Consider the following 18244-nt stretch of genomic DNA (forward strand, 5'->3'; position numbering starts at 1 on the left):
CGGCCGCCTGCAGCACGCGCCGGACCCTGTGCGTCATGTCTTCACGGGCATTCATGGAGTCCGCCGTGCCACCCAGCTCCGAGAGCAGCTTGAACAGGCCATCCGAACCCGGTTCATCCCTAAGTCCCTGCCAGGTGGAGGTGCTGCGCGAATCGCGCGGCAAGCGCTCGTCCAGCCACAATTGGCGGGCTTTCTGCTCGTTGAGGCGGGTGATGTCGCCTTCCAGGTAGCCCATGCCCACGCCCACGCTAAACCGACGATGTCGGACGAAAGCGGTATAAAAACCCCGCTTGCTGCGCTGCGGTTTTGGGTAGACACCGGGCCGATACAAGACCTACGGCCTTTTGCCTTATAACAGATTGATCTAAAACTCCGCCGATGCACCCCGGTCAGTTTCTGGGTACCCGCCATTTGTGCGCGGTGACCTTTTCTCTCCCCAACGGAAAAACCGGTAAGGAATTTATGTGCGGATTAGCTGGCGAGTTACGTTTCGATCACCAACCTGCCGACCTGGCAGCGGTGGAGCGAATCACCCATCACTTGGCGCCACGCGGCCCTGACGCGTGGGGCTTCCATGCCCAAGGGCCGATTGCCCTGGGCCATCGACGCCTGAAAATCATGGACCTGTCGGACGGCTCCGCCCAACCGATGGTCGACGCCCAATTGGGCCTGTCCCTGGCGTTCAACGGCGCGATTTATAACTTTCCGGAATTGCGTGAAGAGCTGGAAGCCCTTGGCTACGCCTTCTATTCCGGTGGTGACACCGAAGTGCTGCTCAAGGGTTACCACGCCTGGGGCGAAGCGCTGTTGCCCAAGCTCAATGGCATGTTCGCCTTCGCCATCTGGGAACGCGACGCCCAGCGCCTGTTCATCGCCCGTGACCGTCTCGGCGTAAAACCCCTGTACCTGTCGCGCACCGGTCAACGCCTGCGCTTTGCCTCAGCATTGCCGGCGCTGCTCAAGGGCGGCGATATCAACCCGATCCTCGATCCGGTAGCGCTCAATCACTACCTGAACTTCCACGCCGTGGTGCCGGCGCCGCGCACCTTGCTGGCAGGCATCGAAAAACTGCCGCCAGCGAGCTGGATGCGCATCGACGCCAATGGCAACACCGAACAGAAAACCTGGTGGACGCTGCTTTACGGCCCCCATGAGGACGAGAAAAACCTCACGCTGGAAGACTGGACCGACCGCGTACTCGACAGCACCCGCGAAGCCGTGGCGATCCGTCAACGTGCTGCCGTGGATGTCGGCGTATTGCTCTCCGGTGGTGTGGATTCAAGCATGCTCGTTGGCCTGCTGCGCGAAGTCGGCGTGCAGGATCTGTCCACCTTCTCCATCGGTTTTGAAGACGCCGGTGGCGAGGCAGGCAACGAGTTCCAATACTCCGACCTGATCGCCAAGCACTACGGCACCCGTCATCACCAATTGCGCATCGCCGAAAGCGAGATCATCGATCAACTCCCGGCCGCCTTCCGCGCCATGAGTGAACCGATGGTCAGCCACGACTGTATCGCCTTCTACCTGCTGTCGCGGGAAGTGGCCAAGCATTGCAAAGTGGTGCAGAGCGGCCAGGGCGCCGACGAACTGTTCGCCGGTTACCACTGGTACCCGCATGTCGACGGCGCCAGCGACCCGTATGCCGCCTACCGCGAGGCGTTCTTCGACCGCAGCTACGACGACTATGCCGCCACCGTCGCGCCCAAATGGCTGACCGCCAACGACGCCGCCGGCGACTTCGTACGCGAACATTTCGCCATGCCCGGCGCCGATGCGGCAGTGGACAAGGCTTTACGCCTGGACAGCACGGTGATGCTGGTGGACGACCCGGTCAAACGCGTCGACAACATGACCATGGCCTGGGGCCTCGAAGCACGCACGCCGTTCTTGGATTACCGCCTGGTGGAACTGTCGGCACGCGTCCCGGGCAAGTTCAAGTTGCCCGACGGCGGCAAGCAAGTGCTCAAAGAGGCGGCACGCCGGGTGATCCCGAGCGAAGTCATCGACCGCAAGAAAGGTTACTTCCCGGTGCCCGGCCTCAAGCATCTGCAAGGCGACACTCTCAACTGGGTGCGTGAATTGCTGCTGGACCCGAGCCAGGATCGCGGCCTGTTCAACCCGGCCATGCTTGACCGCTTGCTGACCGACCCCCAAGGCCAATTGACCCCGTTGCGCGGCTCCAAGCTGTGGCAATTGGCAGCGCTGAACCTGTGGCTCAGCGAACAAGGAATCTGATTGATGAAACCCCACGCAGCGGCTTACAGCCAACGCTTGCTGAAGGGCCAGGCGCCAACCTACGAGCGCCTGCAAGCCCGACTCGCCGAAGATGGCAGCCCGCTGGCCGCCGAGCCTATTGCCGTGCATTGCGGCTGGGGCCGGCTATTGATCGGCCATACGTTTCCGGACCCGGCGAGCCTGGCGGGGGAACTGCTCAACGAACAACCCGGCGAACGCGACATCGCGCTGTATGTGGCCGCGCCGCAGCAGATCCTCGGGATTGATCCGCAGCAGTTGTTCCTCGATCCCTCGGACACTTTGCGCCTGTGGTTCACTGACTACCGCCCCGCCACCCGGGTGTTTCGCGGCTTTCGTATTCGCCGCGTGCAGACCGAGGCCGACTGGTTGGCGGTCAACCAGTTGTACCAGTGCCGTGGCATGTTGCCGGTTGACGCCGAGCGCCTGACGCCGCGCCATCAAGGCGGCCCGGTGTACTGGCTGGCCGAGGACGAAGACAGCGGCGCAGTGATCGGCAGCGTGATGGGCCTCAACCATCAAAAGGCTTTTCACGACCCGGAAAACGGCTGCAGCCTGTGGTGCCTGGCGGTCGACCCGCAGTGCACGCGCCCCGGTGTGGGCGAGGTGTTGGTACGCCACTTGGTGGAACACTTTATGAGCCGGGGCCTGAGCTACCTCGACCTGTCGGTGCTGCACAACAACCGCCAGGCCAAGAGCCTCTATGCCAAGCTCGGGTTCCGCGCGCTGACCACCTTTGCGATCAAACGCAAGAACGGCATCAACCAGCCGCTGTTCCTCGGCCCTGGCCCGCAGGCGGGGTTCAATCCCTATGCGCGGATCATTGTCGAAGAAGCACACCGGCGCGGTATTGATGTGCAGGTGGATGACGCCGACGCCGGTTTGTTCACCCTCAGCCATGGCGGGCGGCGCGTGCGTTGTCGTGAGTCTTTGAGCGACCTGACCAGCGCGATCAGCATGACGTTGTGCCAGGACAAGAGCCTGACCCACAAGGCGCTTAAAGCCGCCGGTTTGAAGCTGCCGTCGCAACAATTAGCGGGCAGTGCTGATGACAATCTGGAATTCCTGGATGAACACCAGCGCATCGTCGTCAAGCCCCTGGATGGCGAGCAAGGCCAGGGCGTGGCGGTGGATCTGCACAGTATCGAAGAAGTGCAGCAGGCCATCGAGGCTGCGCGCCAATTTGACAGCCGCGTGCTGCTGGAAAGTTTTCATGAAGGGCTGGATTTGCGCATCCTGGTGATCGGTTTCGAGGTGGTCGCCGCCGCTATCCGCCGCCCTGCTGAAGTCACCGGTGACGGCCAGCACTCCATCGGCGCGCTGATTGAAGCGCAGAGCCGACGACGTCAAGCGGCGACCGACGGCGAGAGCAAAATCCCGCTGGACGCGGAAACCGAACGCACCCTGCACGCCGCCGGTTATGACTACAGCAGTGTCCTGCCCCGTGGCCAGACACTCGCCGTGCGCCGCACCGCCAACCTGCACACCGGCGGTTGCCTGGAAGACGTCACCGCGATCCTGCACCCGACCCTGGTCGACGCCGCCGTGCGCGCCGCCCGTGCCCTCGACATTCCCATGGTCGGTCTGGACCTGATGGTCCCCGCTGCCGATCAACCTGAGTACGTGTTTATCGAAGCCAACGAGCGGGCCGGATTGGCCAACCATGAACCGCAACCGACGGCAGAGAAGTTTGTGGACCTGTTATTTCCCCATAGCCAGCCGACGGCTCAATAACCCTGTGGTGAGCGGGCTTGCCGCGCGGGGCTGCGAACCAGCCCCAAAACCTGCCAATGAGTGTTGACTCGAAGCGCGCGTTGCCTGGACTAGGGGCTGCTTCGCAGCCCAGCGCGGGTCAAGCCCGCTCACCACAAAAAGCCCGCTCGCCACGACAGCCCCACGGGTTGCCCTTATTTCATCAGGAGTCTTTATGAGCCGAACCATCCCCGAACCGGATCTCAACTACCTGCAAAAAGTGCTGTTGGAAATGCTCGCCATTCCCAGCCCTACCGGCTTTACCGACACCATCGTGCGCTACGTCGCCGAGCGCCTCGAAGAGCTGGGTATCCCGTTTGAAATGACCCGCCGCGGCACCATCCGCGCAACCCTCAAGGGCCAGAAAAACAGCCCCGACCGTGCTGTGTCGGCGCACTTGGACACCATTGGCGCCGCCGTGCGTGCGATCAAGGACAACGGCCGCCTGACCCTGGCGCCAGTAGGCTGCTGGTCCAGCCGTTTTGCCGAAGGCAGCCGCGTCAGCCTGTTCACCGACAACGGTGTGATTCGCGGCAGCGTGTTGCCGCTGATGGCCTCCGGGCATGCGTTCAACACCGCCGTGGATGAAATGCCGGTGAGCTGGGACCACGTAGAGCTGCGCCTGGATGCTTACTGCGCAACCCGCGCCGACTGCGACTCCCTGGGGATCAGCGTCGGTGACTACGTCGCCTTTGACCCGCTGCCCGAGTTCACCGAGAGCGGGCATATCAGCGCACGCCACCTGGACGATAAAGCGGGGGTCGCCGCCCTGCTCGCCGCGCTCAAGGCCATCGTCGACAGCGGCGAGCCGTTGCTGATCGACTGCCATCCGCTGTTCACCATCACCGAAGAAACCGGCAGCGGTGCGGCGGCAGCCCTGCCGTGGGATGTGAGTGAGTTTGTCGGCATCGACATCGCCCCGGTCGCCCCCGGCCAGCACTCCAGCGAACATGCGGTGAGTGTGGCGATGCAGGATTCCGGCGGGCCGTACGACTATCACCTGTCCCGCCACCTGCTGCGCCTCGCATCGGAAAACGACCTGCCAGTGCGCCGCGATCTGTTCCGTTATTACTTCAGCGATGCACACTCGGCGGTGACGGCCGGGCACGATATCCGTACAGCGCTGCTGGCGTTTGGTTGTGACGCGACCCACGGCTACGAGCGCACCCATATCGACAGCCTGGCGGCGCTGAGCCGCTTGCTCGGCGCGTACATCCTCAGCCCGCCGGTCTTTGCCAGCGACGCGCAGCCGGCCCAGGGTTCACTGGACCGCTTCAGTCATCAAATCGAGCATGAAACACAGATGGAGAGCGACACGCGCGTGCCGTCGGTGGACAGTCTGGTGGGCAACAAGTCCTCAGGCGAGTAACAGCCACTGCTGGCAACCCGGGTCCCGGCACAGTAGCATCGCCGGGATTCTCTATCTGAGGCTTGTATGCTGATTCCCTACGACGCTCTTGAAGTCGACACCCTGACCCGCCTGATCGAAGACTTCGTGACCCGCGACGGCACCGACAATGGCGACGACACGCCCTTGGAAACCCGCGTGCTGCGCGTGCGCCAAGCGCTGACCAAGGGCCAGGCCCTGATCGTGTTCGACCCGGAAAGCGAGCAATGCCAGTTGATGCTCAAGCACGATGTGCCCAAGCATCTGTTCGACTGAGGGTGTTTTAGGGGTTGGTGGCGGGTTGGGATTGAGTGGCTTGGCGTTCGAGCATTTTCTGATGCACCTCGGCGCGGTGCACATTGATCCCCGCTGGCGCGGCGATGCCGAATTTCACTTGGTCGCCGTTCAGTTCCAGGATGCGCACGGTAATCTCATCACCGATGGAGATGATTTCGCCTACAGCGCGGCTTAAGACCAGCATGGCGTTTGTCCTTTTGGAGTGACAGGACCTCGACCATGCGCGCAGAAGGTTGATGCAACAATGGCGCGCAGCTAAATCAGGCAACACCTACACCAGTAGGTAATTTGCCTGACAGACCAACACCTGATTAGCCTTTAACAGCCTGTGCCTTGGCGCGCATCTTGTCGGCCATGGTAGTCATTTCGTCGTAGAGCAATTGCGGATTCTTCTGCTTCAACGCCCAGGCCATCCGGCCCTGCTCGTGGGGCAAGATCATGAATTCCCCTTCGGCGACACGCTGATAGATGTAATCGGCAATATCCGCCGCCGAGATCGGCGAACTCTCCAACAACTTGCCCACCTGGGCCTTCATCGCCGGCGTCGGCCCACGGAACGAGTCCAGCAGGTTGGTCTGGAAGAACGACGGGCATACCACATGCACGCCGACTTCCTGCTGCTTGAGCTCCACCAGCAGGCTTTCCGACAGCGCCACCACACCGGCCTTGGCTACGTTGTAGTTGCTCATGGCCGGCCCTTGCATCAGCGCCGCCATAGAGGCGATGTTGATGATGCGGCCCTTGCTCTTTTCCAGCAGCGGCAGGAACGCTTTGCAGCCTTTGACCACGCCCATCAGATTGATCGCAATCTGCCAGTCCCAATCCTCCAGGGACAGTTCGGCAAAGAAACCACCCGAGGCGACGCCAGCGTTATTGACGATCACATCGATGCCCCCCAGCTTCACTTCGCACGCCTGGGCAAACGCGGTGAGCTGGCTGTAGTCGCGCACGTCGCAACGTTGGGTAAAGCCATCGCCCCCGGCCTCGCGCACGAGCTTGAGGGTTTCCTGCAAGCCTGGCTCGCTGACATCCGACAAGGCCAATTGCCAACCCTCGCGGGCCCAGCGCAGAGCGATTTCACGACCCAGGCCGGACCCGGCGCCAGTGATCATCATGCGATTTTGCATAGGAAGCTGCCTTGTGGTTCACAGAAGAAGTGATCGGCAGTGTAGCGAAGGTTTTTCCTGCACCCACGCACCATCAGATTGATGAATGCCCCAGGCAAACCGTGGGCCGGGTCGGATGCTTGCGCATTGCCTAAGTTCAATCTTTTTCAACTAGTACGACGCAGCTGCGAGCGCATTAAAAGAAATAAGCGTGTTTGCAAAATGCTTTAAAAAAACACGGAATTTTATGCGAAGCGCAGGAGTCGGAGTTGTTAAGGCGCTCGTAATTAAACCTGCGGTCGTAACGTTAAATCATCAGTCCTTGCACAAGGCCTATAAGGAAATAAAACCATGAGCCTCATTCTAATCATCATCCTGATCCTGCTGCTGGTCGGTGGTCTGCCAGTCTTCCCGCACTCCCGCAACTGGGGCTATGGCCCGTCGGGTATCCTGGGTGTTGTTCTGGTTGTCCTGCTGGTGTTGTTGTTGCTCGGCCGGATATAAAAACCGCATAAAAAAAGAGGCCTGAAAAGGCCTCTTTTTTATTGCCGGTTAATTAGTCCGGCTTGCCGTCAACTACGCCGGCGGTGTTATCCAACAGGCTCTTGGTGGCCGTCTGCAGGAAAGACTCAAGTTTCTGCTTCAACGCAGCCTCGTCCGGCGATTCAGGAATCACCTTACCGGTCGGGTTAGCGCCCAGTTCGTATTCCCACAACTTCGGTGGCATCTCCTTAGGCAGAACAAGGATGCGGTCTGCGGTGACCAAGGCCACGGTCTGGTCGCTGCCCGAAGGCTTGATCACGCCAAAGCCTTTGTCGCCTTCCGGCAGGTTCAGCAGATCACGACCCCAGCATTGGTGCAGGGTGTCGCCACCGAGGCGGCCCATAATGGTCGGCACGATGTCGATCTGGGTGCCCACGGTGTGGTCACGCTCGCCGAACTTCTCCTGCATGCCCGGTGCAATCATCAGCATTGGCACGTTGAAGCGGCCCAAGTCCATCTCGGTGATCTGCTGTTCGTTGCCGAAGCCGTGGTCGCCCACGATTACAAACAGGGTTTCCTTGAAGTACGGCTCCTTGCGGGCCTTTTCAAAGAACTGGCCCAGGGCCCAGTCGGAGTAACGCATGGCCGTCAAATGCTCGTTGAGGCTGCCACGGTCAGTGACTTTCTCGACCGGCAATGGCGTCGGCAACGCGTACGGCGTGTGGTTGGACAGGGTTTGCAGCAGTGCGTAGAACGGCTTGCCGCCTTCGCGGGCTTTCAACTCTTGCAGGCCACGGTTGAACATGTCCTGGTCGGACACGCCCCACGTCGGATCAGAGAACACAGGGTCGACGAAGTCGTTGCGGCCAATGAAGTTGGTCATGCCCTGGTTGCTGAAGAAGCCCGACTGGTTGTCCCAGGCGAAGTCGCCGTTGTAGACATACACGTCGTCAAACTGACGCGCGCTGAGCAACTGCGGCAGGCCCGACAGCTTGTGGCTGCCTTCCGGTGTCTGCATCAGGTATTCAAAGCCTGGCAGGTTCGGGAAGCAGGCCATGGTGGCGAACATACCCTGGTGGGTGTGAGTGCCGTTGGAGAAGAAGCGGTCGAACAGCAGGCCTTCCTTGGACAGTTTGTCGAAGGATGGCGTGATGTTGCCCGGACGGCCCAATGCGCCTACCGAGTGACCGGCGAAGCTTTCCATCAGGATGACCACGACGTTCTTGATCGGCAGGGTCTTCTCGGCCGGCGGCATGTAGTCACGGCGCACGGCGGCGGTGTCGGTATCGACCAGTTTCTCTTGGGGCAATACCAGCATGTCGCGCACGGTCTGGGTCGCCAACGGCTGATCCAGAGTGGCCTTCCAGATATTGGCGCGGTCCTCACCGAACCGAGCCTTGGCCGCCGCGATCAGCGACAAGGTGCCATTGAGGCCCAACTGGTTGGCGAAGTTCGAATCGGTGGTGTACACGTCGCCCCAGCGCAGCGGCGGGCCCTGACGCAGAGTGCCACGGGCGGCAACCACAGCGATCAGCAGGCAGACCACGAACACCGCGATGCGGCTGTACCACGGCGCGACCTGGCGGGTGCCGATACTGCCACCGCTGAATGGGCCGCGTGGGCGCGTCGCGCGATCAGCGCCTTTGAAGGCGATGCTCAGGATCAGCGTGCCTAAGGCCCAGGCCAGCAGGTAGCGCACCACCGGAAAACCGTACCAGAGCATGCTCATCACGGTTTTCGGGTCTTCCTTCACGTACTGGAAAACCAGGCCGTTGAGGCGCTGGTGGAACTCGCGGTAGAAGTCCATCTCCATCAAGCCCAGGAACAGGGCGATGCTGGACGCAATGGTCAGCCAGAAACGGAAGAACCCACGCGCGGCCATGGCCCGTACGCTGAACAGTGCCAGCAGCAGCGGGATCAGCAGATACACCACCAGGCGTATGTCAAAACGCAGGCCGTTGGCGAACGCTTCCAGGAAGGTCGAGGCCGGGGTGTCGAGGATCATCTCGCGGTTGTACACCAGCAGCGCCAGGCGCAGCAGGGAGAACATCACCATCATGACCAGTGCGCAGAGCAGCGTGTATGCCAGATGGGATTTGACGGTCGGTTGCAGCAGGCGATTAGAAGCTCGCTGCTGACTCAGGGCGTCCGGGTTTGCCATGTCGTTTCAGGACCCATTGGAAGTTTAAGTGACGAAATATCGCGGTGGCGCGAATGGTGCCCGATCAATCACAGCAAGGCTATTAATTACTGAACGTGCACCGCTGCACCGCCTTTAATAGCAGGCAGAAAAAGCCGGAGAATTGTCTTGGATGGGTTGTGAAAATTCTGTACAGCGAATATTTCGATACAAAAATCACACAGGCATCCTGAAACGAAATGTGGGAGGGGACTGGCTCCCGATCGCAATGTGTCAATGCCAGATGAGTGGCTGATACACCGCTATCGGGAGAAGCTCCCTCCCACATTTACTGTGCCCACTCCAGACGGAGTGAAGCGATCAAATCCGCACGTTACCCCGTGGCCCGGCAATCGCCCAGATGATCAGGCCCAGTACCGGCAGCAGCAGGATCAACAGGATCCACAACACCTTGGCGCCAGTGCTCGCGCCGCTTTTAAACACATTGATGATCGCCCAGATATCCAGCGCGAGGATGATCAGCCCAATCAAGCCATTAAATGTGGAACCCATGGTGTCGCTCCTAAGTGAGGGCATGCACTTGTAGGATAGTCAGCCCTGGCAGGGGTTCCGTTTTATTTCAGACGTGGACCGCCACCTTCAGCGCTTCCAGGGACGGCTCCGCCTTGATGCCGACTTCGGCGCACAGCTCAAGCACCCGTGGCAGGTCGTTGCCAAACACCAATACGGTCTGGATTTCGTCATCCAAGGGCAGGCTGAAATCAAGCAGCACATAGCCGCCATCCTCCGGGCTCAGGGCGCTCATCTGGATCTGGATGCGGTTCAGCGCGGTGAGGCCGTCAGCCTTGGCCAGTTGCTTGGGCTTGAGGTTGAACGCGACACCCGGACCGAACGAGGCGACGATCTGCGCAAACAGATCGCCATAGGTGTCGGCCTGGAACAGCACGGTCTCTGGCAGGCTGCCGACCACCACCCACTCCCCCAAAGGAATCGGGAAGGTGTCGTCGTAGTTGATGTCTGGGTTGGCTGCCAGAAATGCAGCAGGATCGGCGTAGGCCTGGGCAGCCTCATCGGCGATGCGCGCGACCTCGTCCTCGCCCATGACCCCGGCGCTGATTTTGCTGATAAGTTCGACGAGGGCGGTTTTCATGGGGCGATCCTGTAACGGGCTGGTTTTTGAGGGCGCAAAGCCTACACCAGTTTCTGCAACTGCGCCGCCGTATCCACCGCGCCCATGGTCTGGGCCGCTGCCAGCGCCGTCGCGCCCTGGGCATCTGTGGCCTTGGGGTTGGCGCCCTGACCAAGCAGGTAATCGACCATGTCGACGCGGTTGAACATCGCCGCCATCATCAGCGCGGTGCGACCGTCTGAGGACGCGGCTTCTACCGGCGTCCCACCCTCGATCAGCGCCTTGACCACCGGCAGGTTGCCCTTGAAGGCTGCACCGGCAATCGGCAGTTGGTTCTTGTCGTTCGCGATCAGTGGATCGGCCTTGAACTCCAGGAGCACTTTCACCGCCTCGGCGTGGCCGTGGTAGGCCGAGAGCATCAGCAGGGTGTCGCCATTGTGGTTGCGGAAATTGGCCGGCAAGCCTTTGGCCAACAGCGCGGCAAGCATGGCCGCGTCGCCGCGGCGGGCCACGTCGAAGACTTGCTCGGCAAATTCGGCGGCTTCGTCTTCGGTCATTTGTTTAGGCTGGTCGGACATGTGGGGCTCCTTATCTGGTACTGAATAGGCGCCAGTGTCGCGAGGGAGTTCCCACCTGTCATGGCTTTTTTGTCAAAAGCCCCCATAGCCACAATCAATAGCGGAACTGACCGCCCTGGATCTGCGCGAGTAATTGCCCGGTGACCGGCACGTAGCAGTCCGAACCCGGCAGCCAGGCATACACCGGGTCATTGCCGGCCTTGTCCGGATCGAAAGCCTCCTCCTTGAGCTTGACCTTCTGGTACTTGAAGGTACCGGTGGTTTCCATCTTGACCTTGATCCGCAGGAACAATGGCACCGCATAGGCTGGCAACTGGCCGTGGGCGAATTGCAGCAGCTCGCGCATGTCCAGCGCGGCCAGGGACTCGCTGGGGGTGATGGCGACCATGCCCGCGCGCCCGTTGGTGTTCTCGATCTCAACGCCATACGCCACCACTTCGGCGATCTGGGGGTGTTGCAGCAGGACATTCTCGACCTCGGTGGTGGAGACGTTTTCACCCTTCCAGCGGTAAGTGTCCCCAAGGCGATCGACAAATTGCGCATGGCCGAAGCCGATGCTGCGCAACAAATCGCCGGTATTGAAGTAGCGATCGCCCTTTTCAAACACGTCAGTGAGCACCACCCGGCGATTTTTTTCCGGATCGGTGTAGCCGTCGAAGGGCGATTTTTCATCGATCCTCGCCAGCAACAGCCCCTGCCCGCCCGAGGGCACCTTACGCATAAAGCCATCGCTGCCGCGCAGCGGCTCGCCGCCTTCGTGGTCATAGTCCACCAGAGCCCAATGCTGCAGGCAAAAGCCGATGGTGTTGTCGAAATTCAATACGTTGGTAAAGCCGATATTGCCGTCGCTGGCCGCGTACAGCTCGCAGATATGCTCAACGCCGTAGCGCGCCTTGAACTGCGCCCACACGCCAGGGCGCAGGCCGTTGCCGACCATCTTGGTGACGCGGTTATCACGGTCGTTTCCACTGGGCGGCTGGTCGAGCAGGTAACGGCACAACTCGCCGACATAACCGAGGGTGGTTGCCTTGAATCTGCGCGCATCGTCCCAGAACTGGCTGGCGCTGAACTTGCGGCGGATGGCAAAGCCTGACGCGCCGACAATTGCAGAGCCCCAGCACACGCACAATCCGGTGGCGTGGTAGAGCGGCAAGGTGCAATAGAGGACGTCATCCGGCCCCATGTCCAGGGCGATACTGCCGAAGCTGACGGCCGTTTTGGTCCAGCGGCCATGCTTCATGATCCCGGCCTTGGGCAGGCCGGTGGTGCCGGAGGTGTAGATATAGAAGCACGGGTCATTGAAGAAGACCTGCGCGGTGCTGGCCGGATTGTCCAGCGGGCACTCGGCACTGACCGCCATCAGGTCGATATAACCGTCGGGCACCTCGGTGGATTGCTGATCGGCGACGAACCAGGTTCGATCAGCCTTGATCGCGACCTGATCCCGCACGGTTTCATAGGAGGCCACCAGTTCCGCACCGACAATAATGGCCACTGGGCTCACCAGGTTCAGGCTGTGCACCAGCGCCGCCTGGGTTTGCGCAGTGTTGAGCATCGCGCAGATGCCACCCAGCTTGGCCACGGCGAGCACGTTCAAAAGTAATTCGGGGCGATTTTCAACAAACAGAGCCACCACGTCACCCTTGCCGATGCCCTGGGCGTGCAGGTGATGGGCGATACGGTTGGCACGCTGGTTGGCTTCGGTATAGCTGAGCACCTGATCGCCATACAACAAAGCGTTGCCATCCGGATTGCGCAGGGTGGCTTGCTCAAAGTGCCAGCCCAATCCGCAAGGCTGCGCGGGGTCTGTGACATTGGCGGCACGCATGCCACGCACAACGCGTGGCAGGGCACGAACAATGGAGGGCACCTTACGCAACAGCTTGCCCCAGGTGATCATGTCGTTCTGCGGGTGGCTCATGGTGGAACATCCTTTTTCTTATTGTTCGTATGATCCAAAAGCACCCATTTCTCCGTAAGAAGGAGGCCGAGTGCATTGAAGGAAAATACGTCAGCCCTTCTTCGACTGTACACGCGGGATTTGAAAAGTTTTGTATCCCAACAGACGACGACTGAAAAAGGGAATTTAGCCCCGCAAAGGGAGTCTTTATGGATAGCGGCATGCCCATCCGGCCGCGCCAAGTAACGCAAAATGCAGGATGCATGATGGCCCTTCATGCAATTTGCACGAATCTGAAAATCTCAATTTTTTATAAGCCATTGATTTACAAGGATATTTTAATAAATCAGGAGCTGGCACAATCACTGCACCTATCACTCCATGCTTGCCAAATTGAGCCAACGGAGCTGATAGACATGAGCCTGATCCAAGATAAATTCGCTTCAGTATTCTCCAACTACGACGTCACCACCCAGCCACGTCCAGACGGCGGCATCCTGCTGACACTGCGCAATGGTGAGGGCAAACAGGTCAAGCGTTCGATCTCCTACCAGCAGTTGCACACTGCCGACCAACTTACCTGGGTGATCAGTGCCATTCGCCGCGACCTGGCCGAGCAAGCCAGTGACCTGCCGCAAATTTCGATGCTGCAAAGCCAGAACCGCTTTGCCCTGCCGACTTACCATTCGGCTTAAGTACTGCACATAAAAAAGGGCCGCGACGCCGTTGAGCGTCGCGGCCCTTTTTCGTTGAGGTCAGCACAGGCCTTGGCGCGCGGCCTCGTTCATCGCCTGTACACGGTTGGTGACTTCCAATTTTCCGTAGATATTGCGCAGGTGAAATTTGACGGTAGCCTCGGACGTCGCACGGATCTGACTGATTTCCCAGACGGTCTTGCCCTCGGAAGCCCAGCGTAAGATCTCCAATTCCGCTGGGGTCAGCGGCTTGCCGGACAAACTCAGGCGTCTCCTGAGCGCGTTGGGCACGAAATACGGCGGCGGACACGGCTCCTCTGGCCCATTCATTACATTTCTCCTTCTTTTTGGCTGATCTCCTATCACCCTTCGGATTCCTCCTATTGACAGGTGATACAACTGGTGCCGCAAAGAGTTACATAACGAATGGTTTCAGTGCGCATTGGCCGCGATAAACAGCCAAGCCCTACAAGCAACTAAGCCTCTTCCCACAACAACTTCCAACTTGGCGGGATTGAACATTCCAGCTGCCTGGTTTCAATCATCCAAACCTGGGAAACGGCTGGCAATATCATCGCCGGTGAATGCCGGGACCGCCCCTTGCACCGTTTTAGCTAAGTGCAGTGTGACCAAGTGGGGGTTCTCGCCCATATCAAACCAGTGCGCCATGCCGGCCGGGATCGCCAGCAGGTCGTTTTTCTCGCAGCGCACGGCATATACGTAGTCGCCTATGTGCAGGCTGAAAAGGCCCTGGCCCGCGATGAAAAAACGCACTTCATCTTCGCTGTTACGGCGCTCAGAGAGGAACCGAGCCCGCAGCTCGTCCTTCTGAGGGTGGTCGCTCGTGACACTGAACACCTCCACCGAAACGTCGCCCAGCGCGTCGATCTGCGGCTGATAGGCGGCAATCATTTCAGCCTCGCTGGCGCCCTTCTCGATCGGGCTGGGCTGCCAGCGCTCGAACCGCACACCGTGCTCGGCCAGGGTCGCAGCGATGTCTTCGGCATGGGTCAAGACCTTGTTCGGCGTATCCGGTGAAGCGACGTGGTAGACAGCGACATAACTCATTGAAGGGTTCCTTGGTTCTGTTCGTGCAATCGAAGACCCATGATAACGGCCGCGGCCAGGGCGGCGACGCTGGCAATACTAAAGGTGAAGGTCGGCCCCAACAGGTTCCAGCTATAACCGGAATACAGCGCGCCCAGCGCACCGCCGGTGCCGGCCAAAGCGGCGTACAGCGCCTGGCCCTGGCCTTGTTGTTTATCGCCGAAGCTGCGTTGCACAAAGGCAATCGCCGCTGCATGAAAGCTGCCGAAGGTAGCCGCGTGCATGACCTGCGCCAATAGCAGCACCCAAAGAAATTCGGCAAACGAGCCCAGCAGTAACCAGCGCAGCGCCGCCAACAGGAAACTGGCCATCAACACCCGACGTACCGAGAAGCGCGTGAGGATACGGCTCATGGCCAGGAACATCAGCACTTCGGCCACTACTCCCAAGGCCCACAGCATGCCGATCACGCCACGGCTGTAGCCCAAGTGCTCAAGGTGGAGCGTGAGAAAGGTGTAATACGGCCCATGGCTCATCTGCATCAGCGCAACACACGCGTAAAACGCCAACACGCCAGGGCTACGCAGCTGCTTGAGGAAACCCTCACCGGCAAGGCGATTACCCTGGCTGGCAGGCTGCGCATTCGGCACCCACAGGCTCGCGCCAATAATCCCGGCCATGATCACCACGACCACCACCGGGTAGATATCCAGGCTCAGCCAGTCGAACAGCCGGCCCATGATCACCACGGTGAGGATAAAGCCGATGGAGCCCCACAACCGTACCTGACTGTAGCGCGACGTCTGTTTTTGCAGGTGCGCGAGGGTGATCACTTCAAACTGCGGCAGCACCGCGTGCCAGAAGAACGCATGCAGGGCCATCACCAAAGCCAGCCAGGCGTAGGTCTTACTGACGAAAATCAGCGAAAAACCGACCAGGGTGCACACTGCGCCAAAACGCACGATGGCCAGGCGGCGGCCGGTATAGTCGCCCAGCCAGCCCCACAGGTTGGGCGCCACGCAGCGCATCAGCATGGGGATGGCCACCAGCTCGCCGATACGCGCGCTGGAGAAGCCCAAGTGATCGAAGTACAGCGCCAAGAACGGCGCCGTCGCCCCCAGCAGGGCGAAGTAGAACAGGTAGAAGCTGGAGAGGCGCCAATAAGGGAGCGCTGTCACAACCAGCCCGTCACAGCTGGCCCAGTACCGGAGTGCTCACCTGCACCTCAGCATTTTGCCCACGGTTGCGCAGCAGGTGGTCCATTAACACGATGGCCATCATTGCCTCGGCAATGGGCGTAGCCCGGATGCCAACGCACGGGTCGTGGCGGCCCTTGGTGATCACATCCACCGGGTTACCGTTGACGTCAATCGAGCGGCCTGGGGTGGTGATGCTCGACGTGGCCTTGAGCGCCAGGTGCGCAACGATTGGCTGACCGGAAGAAATGCCCCCAAGGATGCCACCGGCATTGTTGCTGAGGAAACCTTGTGGGGTCATCTCATCGCGGTGCTCGGTGCCGCGCTGGGACACACACGCGAAGCCTGCGCCGATTTCCACGCCTTTTACGGCGTTGATGCTCATCAGTGCATGGGCCAGTTCTGCATCCAGACGGTCGAAGATCGGCTCGCCCAGGCCTGGCTTGACGCCCTCGGCGACCACAGTGATCTTGGCGCCGACGGAGTCCTGGTCGCGGCGCAACTGGTCCATATAGGCTTCCAGTTCCGGCACTTTATCCGGGTCAGGACAGAAGAAAGCGTTGTCATCCACGCTGTCCCAGGTCTTGAACGGGATTTCAATCGGGCCCAACTGGCTCATGTAGCCACGGATCACGATGCCCTGGGTGACCAGGTATTTCTTGGCGATGGCGCCAGCGGCCACGCGCATGGCGGTTTCGCGCGCGGAACTGCGGCCACCGCCACGGTAGTCGCGTTCGCCGTATTTGTGGTGATAGGTGTAGTCGGCGTGGGCCGGTCGGAACAGGTCCTTGATCGCCGAGTAGTCTTTGGACTTCTGGTCGGTGTTACGGATCAGCAGGCCGATGGCGCAACCGGTGGTACGACCTTCGAAGACGCCGGAGAGGATCTCGACTTCGTCGGGCTCCTGGCGCTGGGTAGTGTGGCGACTGGTACCGGGTTTGCGGCGATCGAGGTCGCGCTGCAGGTCCTCCAGGGACAGTTCCAGGCCGGGCGGGCAGCCGTCGACAATGGCGACCAACGCCGGGCCGTGGCTTTCGCCTGCGGTGGTGACAGTGAACAGCTTGCCGAAGGTATTGCCGGACATGCAGGGCGCTCCGTGAAATCAGTTGTAATCACTCGGGGGTGATAACCAAGCGCGCCAGTATACGCGGGCCAACCGACTAGTTCATCCTCGAAACCTTACCGGTCGGCACAGGTCCAACCGACACTTCACCAATGATGGCGCGATGATGCTGCGAGTTTTGCTGTTTACCCTCACCCTGTTTACCGCCGTGGCCCACGCCGCGTCCCCCGTCGTACTGCAACGGCCCATCAGCCTGGACACCGGCAGCGGCGAGCTGTTTGGTTCGCTGCTGCTGCCCCAATCCGACCATCCGGTGCCCGTGGTGCTGATTATCGCGGGCTCCGGTCCCACCGACCGCAACGGCAACAGTGCCGACGGCGCGCGCAACGACAGTCTCAAGCGCCTGGCGTGGGTGCTGGCACGACACAACATCGCCAGCGTGCGCTACGACAAGCGCGGTGTGGCGGCAAGCCTCGCCGCCACACCTGACGAGCGTAACCTGACCCTCGACGCCTACGTGGCCGACGCAGTGGCCTGGGGCAACATGCTCAAGGCCGACAAACGCATGGGCCCGCTGATTGTGCTGGGCCACAGCGAAGGCGCGCTGGTCGCCGCCCTCGCCGCCCCGCAACTCGACCCGGCCGGTGTAATCTCCCTGTCAGGTAGCGCTCGTCCGGTGGACCAGGTCATCCGCCAGCAACTGGCCGATCACTTGCCCCCTGCCCTGCTGCTGCGCAGTAATGAAATCCTCGATCACCTCAAGGCCGGTCAGGTGGATGCCGATGTACCTGGCCCGCTGGAGGCTATTTTCCGACCCAGTGTGCAGCCTTACCTGATCAGCCTGTTCCGCGCCGATCCGTCCGCGGCCTTTGCCAAACTGCGCATGCCGGCACTGATCGTCCAGGGCACCAACGATATACAGGTCGGTGTCGGTGACGCCCAGCAACTGAAAAGGGCCAAGCCCGATGCCGAGCTGACGGTGATCGAAGGCATGAACCACGTCATGCGCATCGTGCCCAATGACGTGAAGCAGCAATTGGCCTCCTACAATGACCCGCAATTACCCCTCGCCGCAGAGCTGGGTAACCGCGTGGTGCGCTTTATCGCCGGACTTCAACCCCGTTAAGCGACAATTTGCCTCCAGTCCTCGCAAAAACGGCCGATAAGCCAAGAGTCGACAGCAAAAAGACTGTCGGCTGGCTGGGCTTGGACAGGATC

The 18244-nt window shown here is 60.5% G+C and carries 18 protein-coding genes and 1 pseudogene; 7 read left to right on the plus strand and 12 right to left on the minus strand.

All coding sequences use genetic code 11. The features are described 5' to 3' along the window. Positions 1 to 4: 4 nt before the first annotated feature. Positions 5 to 235 (minus strand): annotated as a pseudogene (locus LRO94_RS28120) (NEL-type E3 ubiquitin ligase domain-containing protein); the annotation flags it as partial. Between the two features lie 227 nt (positions 236 to 462). On the opposite strand from LRO94_RS28120, the gene LRO94_RS19765 reads away from it, so the two are divergent. The 4 genes from LRO94_RS19765 (at position 463) to LRO94_RS19780 (ending at position 5668) form a co-directional block, all read left to right on the plus strand. After that, on the plus strand, positions 463 to 2235 hold the full coding sequence (locus LRO94_RS19765) for an N-acetylglutaminylglutamine amidotransferase (RefSeq protein ID WP_179178654.1): 1773 nt from the start codon (positions 463 to 465) through the stop codon (positions 2233 to 2235). Positions 2236 to 2238: 3 nt separating this feature from the next. Then, entirely contained in the window at positions 2239 to 3987 is a 1749-nt protein-coding gene (ngg, locus tag LRO94_RS19770) for an N-acetylglutaminylglutamine synthetase (protein WP_032888062.1), read from the plus strand. Positions 3988 to 4180: 193 nt separating this feature from the next. Continuing rightward, the gene (locus LRO94_RS19775) at positions 4181 to 5374 is read left to right on the plus strand and encodes an osmoprotectant NAGGN system M42 family peptidase (RefSeq protein ID WP_032888060.1); all 1194 of its coding nucleotides are present in this window, start codon (positions 4181 to 4183) and stop codon (positions 5372 to 5374) included. A gap of 66 nt (positions 5375 to 5440) precedes the next feature. Next, the gene (locus LRO94_RS19780; protein ID WP_003192759.1) at positions 5441 to 5668 is read left to right on the plus strand and encodes a YheU family protein; all 228 of its coding nucleotides are present in this window, start codon (positions 5441 to 5443) and stop codon (positions 5666 to 5668) included. A 7-nt stretch (positions 5669 to 5675) separates the two neighbouring features. Here LRO94_RS19780 and csrA read toward each other — a convergent pair whose 3' ends face one another. Continuing rightward, positions 5676 to 5873, minus strand: a complete 198-nt coding sequence (gene csrA / locus LRO94_RS19785; protein ID WP_179178653.1) for a carbon storage regulator CsrA — start codon at positions 5871 to 5873, stop codon at positions 5676 to 5678. 127 nt (positions 5874 to 6000) lie between these two features. Continuing rightward, on the minus strand, positions 6001 to 6816 hold the full coding sequence (locus LRO94_RS19790) for an SDR family oxidoreductase (protein ID WP_032888057.1): 816 nt from the start codon (positions 6814 to 6816) through the stop codon (positions 6001 to 6003). A gap of 330 nt (positions 6817 to 7146) precedes the next feature. Here LRO94_RS19790 and LRO94_RS19795 point away from each other — a divergent pair, with 330 nt between their 5' ends. Beyond that, a complete protein-coding gene (locus LRO94_RS19795) occupies positions 7147 to 7299 on the plus strand; it encodes a DUF3309 family protein (protein ID WP_015885095.1) in 153 nt (50 codons plus the stop codon). A 52-nt stretch (positions 7300 to 7351) separates the two neighbouring features. On the opposite strand, the gene LRO94_RS19800 is transcribed toward LRO94_RS19795, so the two are convergent. The 5 genes from LRO94_RS19800 to LRO94_RS19820 form a co-directional block, all read right to left on the minus strand. Beyond that, positions 7352 to 9439 carry an LTA synthase family protein gene (locus LRO94_RS19800; RefSeq protein ID WP_179178652.1) on the minus strand — a complete coding sequence of 696 codons (2088 nt, stop codon included), beginning with the start codon at positions 9437 to 9439 and terminating at the stop codon, positions 7352 to 7354. Positions 9440 to 9778: 339 nt separating this feature from the next. After that, positions 9779 to 9970, minus strand: coding sequence for a PLDc N-terminal domain-containing protein (locus LRO94_RS19805; protein ID WP_003172956.1), 192 nt, complete (start codon positions 9968 to 9970; stop codon positions 9779 to 9781). Between the two features lie 67 nt (positions 9971 to 10037). After that, positions 10038 to 10568 carry a hypothetical protein gene (locus LRO94_RS19810; protein ID WP_032888053.1) on the minus strand — a complete coding sequence of 177 codons (531 nt, stop codon included), beginning with the start codon at positions 10566 to 10568 and terminating at the stop codon, positions 10038 to 10040. 41 nt (positions 10569 to 10609) lie between these two features. Continuing rightward, on the minus strand, positions 10610 to 11125 hold the full coding sequence (locus LRO94_RS19815) for an ankyrin repeat domain-containing protein (protein ID WP_032888051.1): 516 nt from the start codon (positions 11123 to 11125) through the stop codon (positions 10610 to 10612). Positions 11126 to 11219: 94 nt separating this feature from the next. Then, positions 11220 to 13046 (minus strand): long-chain-acyl-CoA synthetase, encoded by a 1827-nt coding sequence (locus LRO94_RS19820; RefSeq protein ID WP_179178651.1) that lies wholly within the window; start codon positions 13044 to 13046, stop codon positions 11220 to 11222. Between the two features lie 395 nt (positions 13047 to 13441). Between LRO94_RS19820 and LRO94_RS19825 the strand changes: the two genes are divergently transcribed. Further along, the gene (locus LRO94_RS19825; RefSeq protein WP_032888048.1) at positions 13442 to 13720 is read left to right on the plus strand and encodes a DUF3509 domain-containing protein; all 279 of its coding nucleotides are present in this window, start codon (positions 13442 to 13444) and stop codon (positions 13718 to 13720) included. A gap of 60 nt (positions 13721 to 13780) precedes the next feature. On the opposite strand, the gene LRO94_RS19830 is transcribed toward LRO94_RS19825, so the two are convergent. The 4 genes from LRO94_RS19830 to aroC form a co-directional block, all read right to left on the minus strand. Next, on the minus strand, positions 13781 to 14050 hold the full coding sequence (locus tag LRO94_RS19830) for a response regulator transcription factor (RefSeq protein ID WP_032888046.1): 270 nt from the start codon (positions 14048 to 14050) through the stop codon (positions 13781 to 13783). A 207-nt stretch (positions 14051 to 14257) separates the two neighbouring features. Then, entirely contained in the window at positions 14258 to 14788 is a 531-nt protein-coding gene (locus LRO94_RS19835; RefSeq protein WP_179178650.1) for a 1,2-dihydroxy-3-keto-5-methylthiopentene dioxygenase, read from the minus strand. Next, a complete protein-coding gene (locus LRO94_RS19840) occupies positions 14785 to 15951 on the minus strand; it encodes an MFS transporter (protein ID WP_179180048.1) in 1167 nt (388 codons plus the stop codon). Before LRO94_RS19840 ends, LRO94_RS19835 begins: the two co-directional genes overlap by 4 nt. A 4-nt stretch (positions 15952 to 15955) precedes the next feature. Further along, the gene (aroC, locus tag LRO94_RS19845; protein ID WP_179178649.1) at positions 15956 to 17047 is read right to left on the minus strand and encodes a chorismate synthase; all 1092 of its coding nucleotides are present in this window, start codon (positions 17045 to 17047) and stop codon (positions 15956 to 15958) included. 142 nt (positions 17048 to 17189) lie between these two features. Between aroC and LRO94_RS19850 the strand changes: the two genes are divergently transcribed. Beyond that, positions 17190 to 18152 (plus strand): alpha/beta hydrolase, encoded by a 963-nt coding sequence (locus tag LRO94_RS19850; protein ID WP_032888038.1) that lies wholly within the window; start codon positions 17190 to 17192, stop codon positions 18150 to 18152. Positions 18153 to 18244: the final 92 nt, after the last annotated feature.

The sequence above is a fragment of the Pseudomonas sivasensis genome, assembly GCF_021391435.1.
Lineage (GTDB): Bacteria > Pseudomonadota > Gammaproteobacteria > Pseudomonadales > Pseudomonadaceae > Aquipseudomonas > Aquipseudomonas sivasensis.